General features: G+C 71.9%; 14 protein-coding genes and 1 riboswitch. Of the genes, 7 read left to right on the top strand and 7 right to left on the bottom strand.

Features of this window, described 5'->3' with window-relative positions:
* Positions 1-61: 61 nt before the first annotated feature.
* Positions 62-1,573, top strand: a complete 1,512-nt coding sequence (locus tag ACF66B_RS18175) for a calcium-binding protein (protein ID WP_111429588.1) — start codon at positions 62-64, stop codon at positions 1,571-1,573.
* 11 nt (positions 1,574-1,584) lie between these two features.
* Here ACF66B_RS18175 and ACF66B_RS18170 read toward each other — a convergent pair whose 3' ends face one another.
* The 6 genes from ACF66B_RS18170 to urtA form a co-directional block, all read right to left on the bottom strand.
* Positions 1,585-2,349, bottom strand: a complete 765-nt coding sequence (locus ACF66B_RS18170) for an SDR family NAD(P)-dependent oxidoreductase (RefSeq protein WP_111429589.1) — start codon at positions 2,347-2,349, stop codon at positions 1,585-1,587.
* A 173-nt stretch (positions 2,350-2,522) separates the two neighbouring features.
* A complete protein-coding gene (gene urtE / locus ACF66B_RS18165; protein ID WP_111429590.1) occupies positions 2,523-3,218 on the bottom strand; it encodes an urea ABC transporter ATP-binding subunit UrtE in 696 nt (231 codons plus the stop codon).
* Position 3,219: 1 nt separating this feature from the next.
* On the bottom strand, positions 3,220-3,999 hold the full coding sequence (urtD, locus tag ACF66B_RS18160; protein ID WP_111429591.1) for an urea ABC transporter ATP-binding protein UrtD: 780 nt from the start codon (positions 3,997-3,999) through the stop codon (positions 3,220-3,222).
* Positions 3,996-5,123, bottom strand: coding sequence for an urea ABC transporter permease subunit UrtC (urtC, locus tag ACF66B_RS18155; protein ID WP_111429592.1), 1,128 nt, complete (start codon positions 5,121-5,123; stop codon positions 3,996-3,998). The genes urtD and urtC overlap by 4 nt, the downstream gene beginning before the upstream one ends.
* 4 nt (positions 5,124-5,127) lie before the next feature.
* Entirely contained in the window at positions 5,128-6,672 is a 1,545-nt protein-coding gene (gene urtB, locus ACF66B_RS18150; RefSeq protein ID WP_392663512.1) for an urea ABC transporter permease subunit UrtB, read from the bottom strand.
* A 116-nt stretch (positions 6,673-6,788) separates the two neighbouring features.
* A complete protein-coding gene (gene urtA / locus ACF66B_RS18145) occupies positions 6,789-8,057 on the bottom strand; it encodes an urea ABC transporter substrate-binding protein (protein WP_392664908.1) in 1,269 nt (422 codons plus the stop codon).
* Between the two features lie 486 nt (positions 8,058-8,543).
* Between urtA and ACF66B_RS18140 the strand changes: the two genes are divergently transcribed.
* Positions 8,544-9,512 (top strand): 1-phosphofructokinase family hexose kinase, encoded by a 969-nt coding sequence (locus tag ACF66B_RS18140; protein WP_111429595.1) that lies wholly within the window; start codon positions 8,544-8,546, stop codon positions 9,510-9,512.
* Positions 9,513-9,533: 21 nt separating this feature from the next.
* Here ACF66B_RS18140 and ACF66B_RS18135 read toward each other — a convergent pair whose 3' ends face one another.
* Positions 9,534-9,737: a heavy-metal-associated domain-containing protein gene (locus ACF66B_RS18135; protein WP_111429596.1), complete on the bottom strand. Its 204-nt coding sequence runs from the start codon at positions 9,735-9,737 to the stop codon at positions 9,534-9,536.
* Between the two features lie 142 nt (positions 9,738-9,879).
* A riboswitch (cobalamin riboswitch) is annotated at positions 9,880-10,093 on the top strand.
* Between the two features lie 98 nt (positions 10,094-10,191).
* On the opposite strand from ACF66B_RS18135, the gene ACF66B_RS18130 reads away from it, so the two are divergent.
* The 5 genes from ACF66B_RS18130 to ACF66B_RS18110 are packed head-to-tail and all read left to right on the top strand — an operon-like array spanning position 10,192 to position 16,729.
* Positions 10,192-10,599, top strand: a complete 408-nt coding sequence (locus tag ACF66B_RS18130) for a DUF1636 family protein (protein ID WP_392663508.1) — start codon at positions 10,192-10,194, stop codon at positions 10,597-10,599.
* A gap of 5 nt (positions 10,600-10,604) precedes the next feature.
* Positions 10,605-11,663 (top strand): cobalamin biosynthesis protein CobW, encoded by a 1,059-nt coding sequence (cobW, locus tag ACF66B_RS18125; RefSeq protein WP_111429597.1) that lies wholly within the window; start codon positions 10,605-10,607, stop codon positions 11,661-11,663.
* A gap of 13 nt (positions 11,664-11,676) precedes the next feature.
* Positions 11,677-14,946, top strand: a complete 3,270-nt coding sequence (cobN, locus tag ACF66B_RS18120) for a cobaltochelatase subunit CobN (RefSeq protein WP_111429598.1) — start codon at positions 11,677-11,679, stop codon at positions 14,944-14,946.
* Positions 14,943-16,100, top strand: a complete 1,158-nt coding sequence (gene cobG / locus ACF66B_RS18115; RefSeq protein ID WP_111429599.1) for a precorrin-3B synthase — start codon at positions 14,943-14,945, stop codon at positions 16,098-16,100. The genes cobN and cobG overlap by 4 nt, the downstream gene beginning before the upstream one ends.
* Positions 16,100-16,729: a precorrin-8X methylmutase gene (locus ACF66B_RS18110; RefSeq protein ID WP_111429600.1), complete on the top strand. Its 630-nt coding sequence runs from the start codon at positions 16,100-16,102 to the stop codon at positions 16,727-16,729. Before cobG ends, ACF66B_RS18110 begins: the two co-directional genes overlap by 1 nt.
* Position 16,730 lies beyond the last annotated feature (1 nt).

Raw genomic sequence — 16,730 nt, 5'->3', positions numbered from 1 at the left:
TTGACGCGGGATCGGGGCCGGGGCGCAGGCGCGCCGCCCCGGAGCAAGTGCGGAGAGCGGGATGTTCACGAAATACGGATACGACTTCGAGACCAATCATTACGTTTCGTCTGGCGGCGTTCAGGATACCGAATTCGGCTATGCCGGGAACGACTACTGGGTGGGCAGCCCGGGAACGGATATCTTCTTCGGTGGCGATGGCTTCGATTTCGTCGATCATTTCGCCTCGCCCATGCCGGTGAACGTGGATCTGGCCGCCGCCATGGGCTCGGGCGCCCACGGGTTTGCCCAAGGCGACCGCTATTTCAGCATCGAGGGTTTTGCCGGATCGCGCTTCGACGACACATTCTGGGGCTATGCCGAGTGGAAGGGCGGCGTGAAGGGGGTCGATCTGGTCGTGAGCTTCACCGGCGGTGTGGCCGAGGTCTTCTTCGGGCTCGACGGCAACGATCTCGCCCGCGGCTTCGGCGGCGACGACACGCTCGACGGCGGTGAGGGCAACGACACCCTCCGGGGCGACGAGGGCAACGACGTGCTCCTCGGCGGCACCGGCGACGATCTGCTCATGGGCAACGACGACGACGACAGCCTCGCGGGCGGCGACGGAGACGACACGATCGAGGGTGGCGCGGGCGACGACACGATCGGGGGCGGCGCGGGACAGGACATGGCCGAGGGCGGCGCGGGCAACGACACGATCGGCGGTGGCGACGGGGACGACACGCTCTGGGGTGAGGACGGCGACGACCTGCTCCAGGGCGGCACCGGCGCCGACCTGATGCGGGGCCACGCGGGCAACGACAGCCTCGAGGGCGGCGACGGGGCCGACACGATCGAGGGCGGCGCGGGCAACGATGCGCTCTCGGGCGGCGCGGGCACCGACACGCTGCGCGGACACGCCGGGGCCGATACGCTCGAGGGCGGCGCGGGCGCGGACCTCCTCCATGGCGGCTCGGGCGACGACCGCATCTCCGGCGACCGCGACGTCGGCTTCGCGTCCGGCCCGCCCGCCAGCGACACGATCTTCGCCGGCAGCGGTGACGACATGGTCTTCGGCGCCGACGGCGACGACCGGATCTTCGGCGAGGCGGGCGACGACACGATCGTCGCGGGCGGCGGGGCCGACCGGGTCGATGCCGGGCTCGGCGACGATACCGTCTATCTCGGCGCGGGACGCGATTTCTTCTCCGCGGCGAGCTACCGCGGCGCGGGCGACGATCATGTCTTCGGCGAGGCGGGCAACGATTTCCTGCACACCGGGCGCGGGGCCGACCGGCTCTACGGCGGCGACGGCGACGATGTGCTCGACGGCGGCTCGGGGAATGACCGGCTGACCGGCGGTGCGGGCGCCGATGCCTTCCATTTCTATCTCAATTCGGGGCAGGACGTGATCGCGGATTTCGACCTCGACGCGGGCGACCGGATCCATCTTTCCGCCGCGGTGGCGCTCGGCCCCGTCACCTTCGCCGACGGCATGGGCCGGATCGGGCTCGGCGGCGATGCCGCGATCAGCTTCGCGGTGGAGAGCGCGGCGGCGCTGGCGGCGGTGGTCGAGGCGATCGAGATCCTCTGAGGGCCCTCGGCTCAGGCCTCCTCGGCCCAGGGCGCGCGGGTGAACATGCCGCCATCGACCCAGAGCGTCTGGCCGGTGACGAAGGCGGCGGCGGGGCTGGCGAGGAAGAGCACCGGCCCGGCGATATCCTCGACGGTGCCGACGCGGCCGAGCGGGGTGATGCGCGACCAGCGGGCGGCGTAATCCGGCGATTCCGCCTCCGTCCGGGCGTTGAGGATGGCGCCCGGGGCGACGCAGTTCACCCGGATGCCGTGGGGGCCGAGCTCGACGGCGGAGACCTTGGTGAACTGCTCGATGCCGCCCTTGGAGGCGGTGTAATCGACGAGGCCGGGGAAGGCGAGCTTGTTGCAGCCCGAGCCGATGTTGATGATGGCGCCGGGCCTTCCCTCGGCCACCATCGCCCGGGCCGCCGCCTGGGTGTTGAGAAAGCAGCCGCGCAGGTTGGTGGCGATGACCGCGTCCCAGCGCGCGACCTCGAGCTCGAGAAGCGGCGCCCAGGTCTGGATGCCGGCGTTGTTGACGAGCACGTCGGGGGCGGTGCCGAAGCGGGCGCGGAGCGCGTCGTAGAAGGCGGGGACCGCGCGCTCGTCGGCAGCATCGCAGGGGAAGCCCTCGATCTCGGCGCCCTGCCCGCGCAGGGTCCCGACGAGCTCGCGGGCCGCCTCGGGCTCCGCCACATGGGTGAAGGCCACCCGGTAGCCCGCCGCGGCGAAGGCCTCCACCAGCCCCCGGCCGATCCCGGTATTGCCGCCCGTCACGACCGCGAGCCGCTGCATGCCCCTCTCCCCTTGTCGGATGGATCAAGGGGGGCAGTCTAACCGGCTGACGCGGTGCTCGGCCAGTGGCAGGCTGGTTGGGCGGCGCAACCGGCCGCGAGGGGAAGGAGAGCCTTCTGGGGGGCCACGAGGCGGCGCGGGAGCTGGCAGGTGATCCCGCCGCCTTGCCCGCGTCAGACGGTCATGTGGCGCTGGACTTCGGTTTCGTCGACCTCGCCCTTGGCGCCGGCGAGCACGATGGCGCCGCGGTCCATCACCGCGTAGCGGTCGGCGAGCTCGGTTGCGAACTCGAAATACTGCTCGACGAGGATGATCGCCATGCGGCCCTGTTCGCGCAGGTAGGAGATCGCGCGGCCGATGTCCTTGATGACGGAGGGCTGGATGCCCTCGGTGGGCTCGTCCATCAGCAGCACCTTGGGGTTCGTCACCAGCGCCCGGCCGATGGCGAGCTGCTGCTGCTGGCCGCCGGAGAGGTCGCCGCCGCGGCGCCCGAGCATCTCCTTCAGCACCGGGAAGAGCTCGTAGACCGTCTCGGGCACGCGGCGCTCGGCGCGGGGCAGCAACGAGAAGCCGGTCTCGAGGTTTTCCTTCACCGTCAGCAGCGGGAAGATCTCGCGGCCCTGCGGGACGGTGGCGATGCCGAGCTTCGCGCGCTGGTCGGGGCGCAGGCGGCTCACGTCCTGGCCGTCGAGCATCACCTTGCCGCCGCTGATGCCGCAGCGGCCGGAGATCGCGCGCATGAGCGAGGTCTTTCCCACGCCGTTGCGGCCGAGCACGCAGGTGACCTTGCCGATCTCGGCGGTCACGGTGATGTTCTTCAGCGCCTGGGCGGCGCCGTAGTGGAGGTTCATGTTTTCGACGGTCAGCATCTCAGCGCCCCAGATAGACTTCGACGACTTCCGGATTCGCCGCGACATGGTCGAGCGAGCCTTCGGCGAGGACATGGCCGCGATGGAGCACCGTGACCTTGCAATCGAGCGCGCGCACGAAGTCCATGTCGTGTTCGATCACGACGATCGAGTGCTTGCCCTTGAGCGAGCGCAGGAGCTCGGCGGTGCGCATGGTCTCGGCGTCGGTCATGCCGGCGGCGGGCTCGTCCACCAGGAGGAGCTGCGGGTCCTGCGCCAGCAGCATGCCGATCTCGAGCCACTGCTTCTGGCCGTGGCTGAGCGAGCCCGCGAGCCGGTCGCGGTGCGCGGTCATCCGCACGGTTTCCATCAGCTCGTCGATCTTGGTGCGGTGCCCGCCGGTCAGCCGGTAGAAGAGGCTCGCCGGCACGCCGCGGTCGCCCGCGATCGCGAGGACGAAGTTGTCGTAGACCGTGAGCGTCTCGAAGACCGTGGGTTTCTGGAACTTCCGCCCGATCCCGAGGCGGGCGCTGCCGGCCTCGTCGATGCGGGTGAGGTCGATGGTGTTGTTCCAGACCACCTCGCCCGAATCCGGGCGGGTCTTGCCGGTGATGATGTCGAGCATCGTGGTCTTGCCCGCACCGTTCGGCCCCACCACGGCGCGCAGCTCGCCCTTCGCGATGTAGATCGAGAGGTCGTTGATGGCCTTGTAGCCGTCGAAGCTGCGGTTGACGCCGTTGAGGTAGAGCTGCGTCGCGCCGGGGCCGCGGGGTTCGGCGCCCTCGTTGAGGATCTCGTTCATGCCTCGGCCTCCTTGGCGTCGGGTGCGGCGGCGATCGGGGCGGCGGCGCGCTTGCGGAAGGTGCCTTCGATGAGCCCGAGCACGCCCTGGGGCAGGAAGATGGTGACGACGATGAACATCGCCCCGAGCGCGAAGAGCCAGGCTTCGGGGAAGGCCGCGGTGAGCCAGCTTTCGGCGGCGGCGACGATGAGCGCCCCCATGGCGGCGCCGACCAGCGTGCCGCGGCCGCCCAGCGCCACCCAGATCACGATGGCGATCGATTTGGCCGGGCTGAACTCGCCGGGGTTGATGATGCCGACCTGCGGCACGTAGAGCGCGCCGGCGATGCCGGCGAGCATCGCCGAGACGGTGAAGATGAAGAGCTTGTAGTGCTCGACCCGGTAGCCCATGAACCGCGTCCGGCTTTCGGCGTCGCGGATCGCGATGAGGATCTTGCCGTATTTCGAGGTGGTGATCCGCCGCCCGAGCAGCACGCCGAAGCCGAGCGCGAGGCCCGAGAGCACGAAGAGCGCGGCGCGGGTGGTGTCGGCCGAGAGGCTGAAGCCCAGCACGTCGCGGAAGTCGGTGAGGCCGTTGTTGCCGCCGAAGCCCATCTCGTTGCGGAAGAAGGCGAGCAGGAGCGCATAGGTGAGCGCCTGGGTGATGATGGAGAGGTAGACGCCCGTCACCCGCGAGCGGAAGGCGAACCAGCCGAAGATGAAGGCGAGCAGCCCCGGCACGAGCAGCACCATGAGGCAGGCGAACCAGAACATGTCGAAGCCGTGCCAGAACCAGGGCAGCTTGTCGTAGCCGAGGAAGACCATGAAATCGGGCAGGACCGGGTTGGCGTAGACACCGCGGTCGCCGATCTCGCGCATGAGGTGCATCCCCATCGCGTAGCCGCCGAGCGCGAAGAAGGCGCCGTGGCCGAGCGAGAGGATGCCGCAGTAGCCCCAGACGAGATCGAGGGCGACGGCGAGCAGCGCGTAGCAGAGATACTTGCCGAGCAGCGCGACGATATGGCTCGGCACATGGCCGGCGCTTCCGGGCGCGACCATGAGATTGCCGAGCGGCACCAGCACGATGACGGCGAAGAGGATCGCGAGGAAGATGCCGATGCGCGGCGAGATGAGCTTTTCCGGCATGGGCTCAGGACTCCACGGCGCGGCCGCGCTGCGGGAAGAGACCGCGCGGGCGTTTCTGGATGAAGAGGATGATGAAGACGAGGATCAGGATCTTGCCCAGCACGGCACCGGCCCAGGGTTCGAGGAACTTGTTGGCGATGCCGAGCGAGAAGGCCGCGGCGAAGGTGCCCCAGAGGTTGCCGGCGCCGCCGAAGACCACGACGAGGAAGCTGTCGATGATGTAGGACTGGCCGAGGTTGGGGGAGACGTTGTCGATCTGGGAGAGTGCCACGCCCGCGAGCCCGGCGATGCCGGCGCCGAGGCCGAAGGTGAGCGCGTCCACCCGGCCGGTCGGGATGCCCATCTCCGCCGCCATGGCGCGGTTCTGGGTGACGGCGCGCATCTGCAGGCCCAGCGCGGTGCGCCGGAGCAGGGTCAGGAGGCCGAGGAAGACCACCACGGCGAAGATGATGATGTAGAAGCGGTTCCAGGTGACGGTCATCTCGCCGAACTGGAAGGCGCCCGACATCCAGGAGGGGTTGCCGACCTCCTGGTTGGTGGGGCCGAAGATCGTGCGCACCGTCTGTTGCAGGAGGAGGCTCACGCCCCAGGTGGCGAGCAGCGTCTCGAGCGGCCGGCCGTAGAGGTGGCGCACGATGCCGCGCTCGATGCCGACGCCGATCGCGCCGGCGACGAGGAAGGCCGCGGGGGTGGCGATGAGCAGGGAATAGTCGAAGAGGCCATGCGCGTGTTCGCGGATCACGTCCTGCACCAGGAAGGTCGTGTAGGCGCCGATCATGATGAGCTCGCCATGGGCCATGTTGATGACCCCCATCACGCCGAAGGTGATGGCGAGGCCCACCGCGGCGAGGAGCAGCACCGAGCCGAGCGAGAGGCCGAACCAGATGTTCTGGACCTGGGCCCACATGGCGCGGGCGCGCTCGACATGGGTGATGCCGGCCTCGGCGGCCAGGGCGATCTCGGGTTCGGGGGAATTGCGGTAGGCGCCGAGGGCTGCGAGCGCCTCGCTGCCGCCGCGGGCCGCCACCGTCTTGATCGCGTCGACGCGGTCGGCGACGGGGGCCTCGGTCTCGAGCAGGGTGCGGGCGCGGGCCTCCTCGAGGGCGCGGGCGACGCCCGGATCCTTCTCGACGCCGAGCGCGATGTCGATCGCCTCGAGCTGGTCGGGGTCGGGCGACTTGAAGGCGGCATTGGCGGCGCTGAGGCGCCGGCCCGGATCGGGGTTGGTGAGGTTGAGCGTGCCGAGGGCGGCCTTGATGACGCGCCGGAGGCCGTTGTTGATCTTGATCGCCTCGGTCGAGCGGCGCTCCACCGGGCCGAGATCGGCGCCGGTGAGCGGATCGGTCGCGGTCTGGCTGCCGCGGCGGCCGGTGACGATGACGACGGCGCCGTCGCTCTCGCGCACCTGCAGCTCGCGATCGCCGAGCGCGCGCAGCACCGGCGCGGCGCGCTCGTCGCCGGTCGCGGCGATCTCGCGCACCACCGTCTCGCGGTCGGAATAGTTGCCCTTGGGAAGCTGGGGCACCAGCTCCTCGAGGGTCTGGGCCATTGCCGGCGCGGCAAGGCACAGGCTCAGGAACAAGAAAAGAGAAGCCAGTTTACGCATGAGAGCCCTGCCCGCCTTGGTGTTGGGCCGCAGGAGAGGAGCCCCCTGCGGCCGGGGGTTCACTGGGTGGTCGCGCCGCCGCAGGTGCCGGTTTCGACGTTGAAGTTGCCGCAGGAGAGCGGCTCGCGCCAATCGGCGATCAGCTTGGCCGATTCCGGCAGGAAGTCGGACCATTCGTCGCCGAGCACGAGGCCGGGGGTTTCCCAGACGACCTCGAACTGGCCGTCATCCTGGATCTCGCCGACATAGACCGGCTTGGTGATGTGGTGGTTCGCCCCCATCGAGGAGATGCCGCCGGTGAGGTTCGGGACGGCCACGCCGACCATCGCGTCGATCACCGCGTCGGGATCGGTGGTGCCTGCCGCCTCGACCGCCTTCACCCACATGTTGAAGCCGATGTAATGGGCCTCCATCGGGTCGTTGGTGGTGCGGGCATCGTTGCCGGTGTAGGCGTGCCAGGCGTCGATGAAGTCGGCGTTCTCGTCGGTGTCGATCGACATGAAGTAGTTCCAGGCCGCGAGGTGGCCGACCAGCGGGCCGGTGTCGAGGCCCGCGAGCTCTTCCTCACCCACGGAGAAGGCGACGACGGGGATGTCGGTGGCGGAGATGCCCTGGTTGGCGAGCTCCTTGTAGAAGGGCACGTTGGCATCGCCGTTGATGGTCGAGACCACCGCGGTCTTCTTGCCGGCCGAGCCGAATTCCTTGATCTCGGAGACGATCGTCTGCCAGTCGGAATGGCCGAAGGGCGTGTAGTTGATCATGATGTCCTCGGGCGCCACGCCCGAATCCTTGAGATACTGCTCGAGGATCTGGTTCGTGGTGCGCGGATAGACATAGTCGGTGCCCGCGAGCACCCAGCGCTCCACGCCTTCCTCTTCCATCAGGTAATCGACCGCCGGGATCGCCTGCTGGTTGGGTGCGGCCCCGGTGTAGAAGACGTTGCGCTGGCTTTCCTGGCCTTCGTACTGGACCGGGTAGAAGAGGATCGAGTTGAGTTCCTCGAAGACCGGGAGCACGGACTTGCGGCTCACCGAGGTCCAGCAGCCGAAGACCACGTCGACGCCCTGGCCGGCGACGAGCTCGCGGGCCAGTTCGGCGAAGCGCGGCCAGTCGGAGGCGGGGTCGACGACCACCGGCTCGAGCTGCTTGCCGAGGACGCCGCCGTTGGCGTTCTGTTCCTCGATCAGCATCAGCATGGCGTCCTTGAGCGTGGTCTCGGAGATCGCCATCGTGCCGGAGAGCGAGTGCAGGATGCCCACCTTGATCGTCTCGTCGTCCTGGGCGTAGGCCGGGATCGCGGAGAGGCTGCCGGCCAGTGCCGCGCCCATCCAGAGGTTCCTGTAGCTGTTGCGCATGTCTTCTTCCGTCCTTGCTGACTGCATGTCGAATTGCGCCCGCACATCCCCCCTCAAGGCCTTCTCCCGGCCGGGCCCCATGCGATGCAGCGGGCGAAAACTGCGAAGACACCGGAATTTTGGCAAGGTTATTCGCCCCTCTCAGGGCAGAGTTCGGAGAACAGGCCAATTGTTAGACAGCGTGACTTCGGAACGGCGATTTCTTGTGCATATTATTCACGAGAACGTCATGGCGACCGGCGCCGGCGGCCGGAACGCCCGGAGCGGCGGCGCGGCAGGTTTCCCGCGCTGCGGCAGATTTCGCCGCATTTGCCGCAGCTCGGGGTTTGCGCCGCGGCGCGCCAGCCCCTAGTCTGGCCCCGACCGGCGGGAGACCCACCCCGCCCCCTGCCGGCCCCGGACTGAAAGGCAAGGCCCCCGGCCCCAACGCGCGACCGCGCCCGGAGAGACACGAGATACATGAAGCCCATCGTCACCCTGACGCTGAACCCGTGCGTCGACGGCTCCTGCGAGACCGAGACCGTGCATCCCACCCACAAGATCCGCACCAGCGGCGAGCGCTATGATCCCGGCGGCGGCGGCATCAACGTCGCCCGTGTCATCGCCGAGCTGGGCGGCGCGACGATCCCGATCTATTTCAGCGGCGGCTCGACCGGGGCGCTGCTCGACCAGCTGCTCTCGGGCCTGCCCTTCGAGGCGCACCCGATCCACATCGCCGACCAGACCCGGATCAGCCACGCGGTATACGAGCGCGCCACCGGGCTCGAATACCGCTTCACCCCGGACGGGCCGCGGGTGACGGATGCCGAATGGGCCACCTGCCTCGACGTGATCCGGGGGCTCGATTTCGACTATATCGTCGCGAGCGGCTCCTGCCCGAAGGGGCTGCCGCTCACCTGCTACTGCGAGATCTCCGAGATCGCGCGGCAGAAGGGCGCGCGCTTCGTGCTCGACACCTCGGGCGCGGTCTTCCGCACCACGGTGGCCGCGGGCGGGATCCATCTCGCCAAGCCCAGCCTCGGCGAGCTGCGCGCGCTGCTTGGCCGGCCGCTCGACACCGCCGAGGAGATCGAGGCGGCAGCGCTCGAACTCACGGCCACCGGCAAGGTCGAGTATCTCGCGGTGACCATGGGGCATGACGGCGCGCTGCTCGCGGGCGGCGGCGAGACCTGGTGGCTGCTGCCGCCGGAGGTCAAGGTGACGAGCGCCGTCGGCGCCGGCGACAGCTTTCTCGGCGCGATGCTCTGGGCGCTGTCGCAGGGCCGCGCGCCGGAGGATGCCTTCACCCTCGGCGTCGCGGCCGGCGCCGCGGCGGTCATAACGCCGGGCACCGAGCTCTGCCGCGCGGCGGACATCAACCGCTTCTACGCGCAGCTTCGCGCAAGCCCGGACCGCACGCGGCCCGTGGCCTATTCGATCTCCGGCTGAGGCCGGAGACGGCGGCGCGCCTCAGGCGGGCGCGCCGGCAACCTCGTAGCCTTCCGCCGCGATCGCCGCGGCCACCGCCTCGCGCGCCGCGCCGGTCTCGACGCTGACCCGGCCGGCGGGGCGATCGATCACCACCTCGGCGCCGGGGTCGAGCGCGAGCACCGCCTTGCGGACCGCCGCCTCGCAATGGCCGCAGGTCATGCCCTTCACCTGAAATTCCGTCATTGCTCCGATTCCCTTTCGCAACTGGATCTCCCGCCGGTCTGCACCCTTCCACCATGGGAAGGTCAAGCCCCCCCGGCGCGGGCGGGATGCGGCGGCCGGGCGACGGGGCGGCAAGAGGCCGCTTGACAATGCCGCGCATCCGGCCGCATCTGCGCCTGCTGGTTCCTGTCCCAGGACAGGCGAAGAGGGAATGCGACAGGGGATCTTTTCCCGAAGCGCAGCCGCCCCCGCGACCGTGACCGGAGAGGCGCTCCGATGCCACTGGCCCGATGGGCCGGGAAGGTGGAGCCGCCGCAGGGCCCGAAAGGGCCCCGACTCCGCAAGCCGGGAGACCTGCCAGCACGAAGGACCATGATGCGGACGGGGTGATCCGCGACCGGCCTGGCACGGTGCCCCACCGCTTTGCCCGAGCTGCCGCCTCTCCCCGTTTCGCGCGAGCGAGGGGAATGCGCTTGTGACTGGCACGACGAAAGACCCGGACGACTCCGAAGCCCCGGCCGCGGCGGCCGTGACGCTGGCCGTCTGCACCACCTGCCGCGCGGGCCTGCCCGTGCCGGAGGACGGGCTCGTGCCCGGCGCACGGATGTTTGCCGCGCTTTCGGCGGCGGACCTGCCCGAGGGCGTGCGGCTCCGCGGCGTCGAATGCCTCTCGGCCTGCGCGCGCGGCTGTGCGCTTGCGCTCTGTGCCGACGGGCGCTGGACCTATGTCTACGGCGATCTCGACCCGGAGGCGGATGTCGGCGCCATTCTCGAGGGCGCGGCCGCCTATGCCGCCGCCCCCGACGGCATCGTGCCCTGGCGCGCGCGCCCCGTCATCTTCCGCAAGCAGTCGATCGCCCGTATCCCGCCCCTGGAGACCTGAGCCCCATGTCCACGCTCGAAAAGACCCCCGTCACCGTCATCACCGGCTTTCTCGGAGCGGGCAAGACCACGCTCATCCGCCATCTGATGGCCAATCCGGAGGGGCGCCGGCTCGCCGTTGTCGTCAACGAATTCGGCACGGCCGGCGTCGATGGCGACATCCTGCGGAGCTGCGCCGATGCCGCCTGCCCGGCCGAGAACATCGTCGAGCTGGCCAACGGCTGCATCTGCTGCACCGTGGCCGACGATTTCATCCCGACGATCGAGGCGCTGATGGCGCTGCCGCAGCGGCCCGATCACATCCTGATCGAGACCTCGGGTCTTGCGCTGCCGAAGCCGCTCCTGAAGGCCTTCGACTGGCCGGCGATCCGCTCGCGCATCACCGTCGACGGGGTGATCGCGGTGGCCGATGCCGAGGCGGTGGCGGCGGGCCGCTTCGCGCCCGATCCGGCGGCGGTCGATGCCCAGCGCGCGGCGGACGAGAGCATCGACCACGAGACGCCGCTCTCGGAGGTCTTCGAGGACCAGATCGCCTGCGCCGATATCGTGCTGCTCTCCAAGGCCGATCTCGCCGGGCCAGCGGGGCTCGCCGCGGCGGAGGCCGCGATCCGGGCCGAGCTCGGCCGCGCCCTGCCCGTTCTCGCGATGGAGGAGGGCCGGATCGACGCGCGCGTGATCCTCGGGCTCGGCGCGGCGGCGGAGGACGATCTCGCCGCGCGGCCCTCGCATCACGACGGCGCGGAGGATCACGAGCATGACGATTTCGACTCCGTCGTCATCGACGTGGCCGAGATCGCCGACCCCGAGGCGATTGCCGAGGCGGTGCGTGATCTCGCCCGGAGCCGCAACATCCTGCGGGTGAAGGGCCATGTCGCGGTCGCGGGCAAGCCGATGCGGCTCCTGGTGCAGGCGGTGGGCGCGCGGGTGCGGACCCAGTACGACCGGCCCTGGGGCACGGCGGCGCGACAGGGCCGGCTCGTGGTGATCGCCGAGCACGACGACATCGACGCGGCCGCGATCCGGGCCGATCTCGACCGCGCGCTCGGCGCCGTCGCCGCGGAGTAAGGCAGACGCTCCGATGCACGTCATCTTCCGCGAGAGCCACGGGCTCGAGGATGCAGCGGCGCCGCAGGATCTCGGCCAGGATCCGGCCGAGCTCGTGGTGCTGTCCTTCTCCGACAGCGATCTCGGCGCCTTTGCCGCCGGGTGGCGGCGCGCGGCCGGGAGCCTGCCGGAGCTGAGGCTCGCCAATCTCGCGGCGCTGCGTCATCCGCTCTCGGTCGATACCTATCTCGAGCGGACGGTTGCGGGCGCGCGCGGCGTGCTGGTGCGGCTGATCGGCGGCGAGCCCTACTGGTCCTACGGGCTGCTCCAGCTTCAGGATCTGGCGCGGCGGCGGGGGATCGCGCTCGCGGTGCTGCCCGGTGACGGGCGGGACGATGCGCGGCTCGATGCGCTCTCGACCCTGCCGGTCGCGACGCTGCGCCGCCTGTCGCATCTTTGCGAGGCGGGGGGCGCGGTGGCGGCCCAGGCGGCCCTCGCCCAGCTCGCGCTCGCCGCCGGGCTCTATGCCGGGCCGGTGGCCGGGGCGAAGGCGCTGCCGCCGGCGGGGGAATACCGCCCCGGCACGGGCGTCGTTCCCGCCGGGGCGCCTGCGGCCGGGCGGCCCGGGCGGCCGGTGGTGCCGGTCGTCTTCTACCGCGCCTATCTCGCGGCGGCCGACATGGAGGCGGTGGATGCGCTGATCGCGGCGCTCGAGGCCGAGGGCTTCGATGCGCCCGGCCTCTTTGCCCCCTCGCTCAAGGCGCCCGAGGCGGCGGCGTGGCTGCGCGGGCGGCTGGCGGAGCTCGGGCCCGCGGCGATCCTCAACACCACGGCCTTCTCCGCGCGCGGGGCCGATGGCGCGCCCTCGCCGCTCGAGGCCGGCGACTGCCCGGTGTTCCAGACCGCCTTCGCCACCTCGGAGCGTGCGGCCTGGGAGGCGGGCGCGCGCGGGCTCTCGCCCGCCGATCTCGCGATGCATGTGGTGCTGCCGGAGGTGGACGGGCGGATCTTCGCGGGCGTTGCGAGCTTCAAGGCGCGGGCGGCGCGCGATCCGGTGCTGCAGTTCGCGCCCCTGCGGCATGCCCCCGATCGGGCCCGTGTCGCGGCGATCGCCGGGCGGATCGCGGCCTGGCACCGGCTCGGGGCGGCGGCGCCGGCCGCGCGGCGGCTCGCGCTCGTGCTCTCGACCTATCCCGGCAAGGCGCATCAGATGGCCCATGCGGTGGGGCTCGACGCGCTTGCCTCGGCCGAGGCGCTGATCGGTGATCTCGCGGCGGCGGGCCATGCCACCGCCCCCGGCGCGCCGCTGGCCGACGCGCTCGGGACGGGCGAGATCGCCTGGCCGCTCGCGGAGTACCGCGCGGCGCTCGAGACCCTCCTGCCCGCGCCGCTTCGGGAGGCGCTCGATCTGGCCTGGGGCCCGGCGGAGGCAGACCCGGCGGTCGCGCGCGGCGCCTTCCGGTTCCGCGCGGTGCGCCGCGGCGCCGTGCTCGTCGCGCTCCAGCCCGAGCGGGCGGGGGCCGCGGACCGGGCGGAGAGCTATCACGATCTCTCCCGCGTGCCGCGGCACGGCTATGTCGCCTTCCACCTCTGGTTGCGGGCGGCGGAGCGGGTGGATGCGCTCCTCCACATGGGCGCGCATGGCACGCTCGAATGGCTGCCGGGCAAGGCGGCGGCGCTTTCGGAGCGCTGCTGGCCCGAGGCGCTGCTCGGGCCGCTGCCGGTGATCTATCCCTTCATCGTCAACGACCCCGGAGAGGCGGCGCAGGCCAAGCGGCGGCTCGGCGCGGTGACGCTCGGGCATCTGCCGCCGCCGCAGGTTCAGGGCGGGCTGAGCGACGGTCTCGCGCGGATCGAGCGGCTGCTCGACGAATATTCCACCGCCGACGGGCTCGACCCCGCCCGCCGCGACCGGCTGATCGCCGCGATCCGGAGCGCGGCCCAGGCCGAGGGGGTCGAGGCGGACCTCGGGCTTGACGCGCGCGCCAGCGCGGCGGAGGCGATCCCGCGCATCGACCGCTTCGTCTGCGACCTCAAGGACAGCCGCTTCGGCGAGGGCCTGCATGTCTTCGGCCAGGGCGCCTGCGGCGCGGCGGAGCGCGCGGGGCTCCGCGCCGCGCTCTCGGGCCGCCCGGTCGCGCCGGGGCCCGCGGGCTCGCCGGGGCGCGGGCGGAGCGACGTGCTGCCCACGGGGCGGAACCTCTTCGCGGTCGATCCCCGCGCGGTGCCGAGCCGGGCGGCGCAGGCCGAGGGCGTGAAGCTCGCCGAGGAGCTGTTGCGCCGCCATCTCCAGGAGGAGGGCGACTGGCCGCGCGGGCTCGTCGTCGATCTCTGGGGCTCGGCGACGATGCGCACGGCGGGCGAGGAATTCGCCATGGCGCTCCATCTCGCCGGGCTCGCGCCGCGCTGGGACGCGGGCACCGGCCGGGTCTCGGGCTTCGAGATCCTGCCGCTGGCACTGCTCGGGCGGCCGCGCATCGACGTGACGCTCCGGGTCTCGGGGCTCTTCCGCGATCTCTTTCCGGGGCTCGCGGGCCTCTTTGCGCAGGGCGTCGCGGCGCTTGCCGCGCGGGACGAGGCGGCGGAGGACAATCCCTACCGGGGCGCGGCGGACGCGCGGGTTTTCGGACCGAAGCCGGGAGACTACGGGCTCGGCATGGGGGCCGCGATCGCGGATTATTCCGAGGCGGGCCGCGCGGCGGCGGGCGAGGCCTGGCTTTCCGGTTCGGCCTGGGCGATCGGGCCGGACGGCGCGAGCCGGGAGGCGCGCCCGGATCTCGAGGCGCGGCTGCGCGGGGCCGACGCCTTCGTCCATGTCCAGGACCTGCCCGAGACCGACCTGCTGCTGGCCGAGGATTTCGCCGCGCATATCGGCGGCGTGGCGGCGGCGGCGGGCGCGCTCGGCGCGGAGGCCCCGGTGCTCTGGCATCTCGACACCACGGCGGCGGGGCGGCCGCGGGCCCGCAGCCTCGGCGAGGAGATCGCCCGCATCGTGCGCGGCCGGGCCGCCGATCCGGCCTGGGCCGAGGGCATGATGGCGCATGGCTACCGCGGCGCCGCGGAGATCGCCGCGACCCTCGATCACATGGCGGCCTTCGCCCATCTCGCGGGCGCGCTGCCGGCGCATCTCTTCGACCTCTATCACGCGGCGACGCTCGGGCGGCCGGAGGTCGCGGCGTTTCTGGCCGAGGCCAACCCCGCCGCGCTCGCCGCGATGCAGGGCCGCTTCCGCGCCCTGCGCGATGCCGGGCTCTGGGCGAGCCGGCGCAATTCCATCGCCGCCGCACTGGAGGACGGGCGATGAGCGCGGTGGTTCGCGGCTGGTGCCCCGGCGCGCACCGGCCGATGGCCTCCGGCGACGGGCTCATCCTGCGCCTCCGGCCGCGCGGCGGGCGGCTTTCGGCGCGGGAGGCGGCCGGGATCGCCGCGCTTGCCGCGCGCCACGGCAACGGCGTCATCGACCTCTCGGCGCGCGCGGGCCTGCAGATCCGCGGCGTCGCGCCGGAGGGGCATGCGCCGCTGCTCGCCGGGCTTGCAGCCCTCGGGCTCATCGACGCCGATGCGGGCGCCGAGGCCCGGCGCAACGTCACGCTCACGCCGTTCTGGCGCAAGGGCGACGGCAGCCTCGAACTCGCGCTCGCGCTCGAGGACGCGCTTGCGGCCGACCGCAGCCTCGCCCTGCCGGTGAAGTTCGGCTTTGCCGTCGATACCGGGCCGCGGCGGGTGCTCGGGCAGACCGCCGCCGATATCCGGCTCGAACGCGCGGCGGCGGGCGGGCTCCTCCTGCGCGCCGACGGGGCGGCGACCGGGCGCGCGCTCCGGCCGGAAACGGCTGTCGCGGCCGCGGGCGCGCTGGCGCGCTGGTTTCTCGCGAGCGGCGGGGAAAAGCGGATGGCGGCGCATCTCGCCGCCGGTGTCCCGCTGCCGCCGGAGCTTGCGGGCGATGCCGCCCCCGCCCCGGCCGATCCAGCCCCGGCGCCCGGCCCGGTCGCGGGCACGGGCTGGCTGGTGGCGCCCGAATTCGGGCGGCTCGATGCGAGCCTTCTCGCCGATCTCGCGCGCCTCGGGCACGGGCTCCGGCTCACGCCCTGGCGGATGCTGCTCGTCGAAGGGATCGGCATCGCACCGCGTCTGACCGGGCTCGTCGAGGCCGCGGACGACCCGCGGCTCCGCATCCACGTCTGCCCCGGCGCCCCCGACTGCGCCCAGGCCGAGGCGGAGACGCGCGGCCTTGCCCGCGCCCTCGCCGCAGGGCTGCCCGCGGCGCTGCCGCTCGTCCATGTCTCGGGCTGCGCCAAGGGCTGCGCCCATCCCGGCCCCGCCCCCGTCACCCTTGCCGGGCGGGCGGGCCGTTTCGATCTCGTGCGCGGCGGGCGGGCCTCCGATCCCCCGGACCGCACCGGGCTCCGGCCCGGCGATCTTGCCGCACGCCCCGACATTCTCACGGAGCCCGACTGATGCCCCATGTCTACGAGACCGATGGTGCCGCGATCTATGCGCAATCCTTCGCGACGATCCGCGCCGAGGCCGATCTGGCCCGCTTCTCCCGCGACGAGGAACCCGTCGCCGTCCGCATGATCCATGCCGCGGGGCTCGTCGGCCTCGAGGCGCATGTGCGCTTCACCCCCGGCATGGCGACGGCGGCCCGCGCCGCGCTGGCCGCGGGCGCGCCGATCCTCTGCGATGCGCGCATGGTGAGCGAGGGCATCACGCGCGCCCGGCTTCCGGCCGCCAATGCGGTGATATGCACCCTGCAGGACCCGGAGGTGCCCGCGCTTGCCGCGGAGCGCGGGACGACGCGCTCGGCCGCCGCGCTGGAGCTCTGGCGGCCGCATCTCGCCGGCGCGCTGGTCGCGATCGGCAATGCCCCGACCGCGCTCTTCCATCTGCTCAACATGCTCGAGGACCCCGCCTGCCCGCGGCCCGCGGCGATCATCGGCTGCCCCGTCGGCTTCGTGGGTGCGGCCGAATCGAAAGCGGCTCTGATGGCCGCCCCGCCCTGCCCGGCGCTGATCATCGAGGGCAGGCTCGGCGGCAGCGCCATCACCGTCGCGGCCGTGAACGCGCTCGCAAGCTGGAAGGAATGAC

It is taken from the genome of Amaricoccus sp. B4, assembly GCF_043226085.1.
Taxonomy (GTDB): Bacteria; Pseudomonadota; Alphaproteobacteria; order Rhodobacterales; family Rhodobacteraceae; genus Amaricoccus.
Note: the sequence above shows the minus strand (reverse complement) of the source record. Positions and strands in the feature narration are given on the sequence as shown.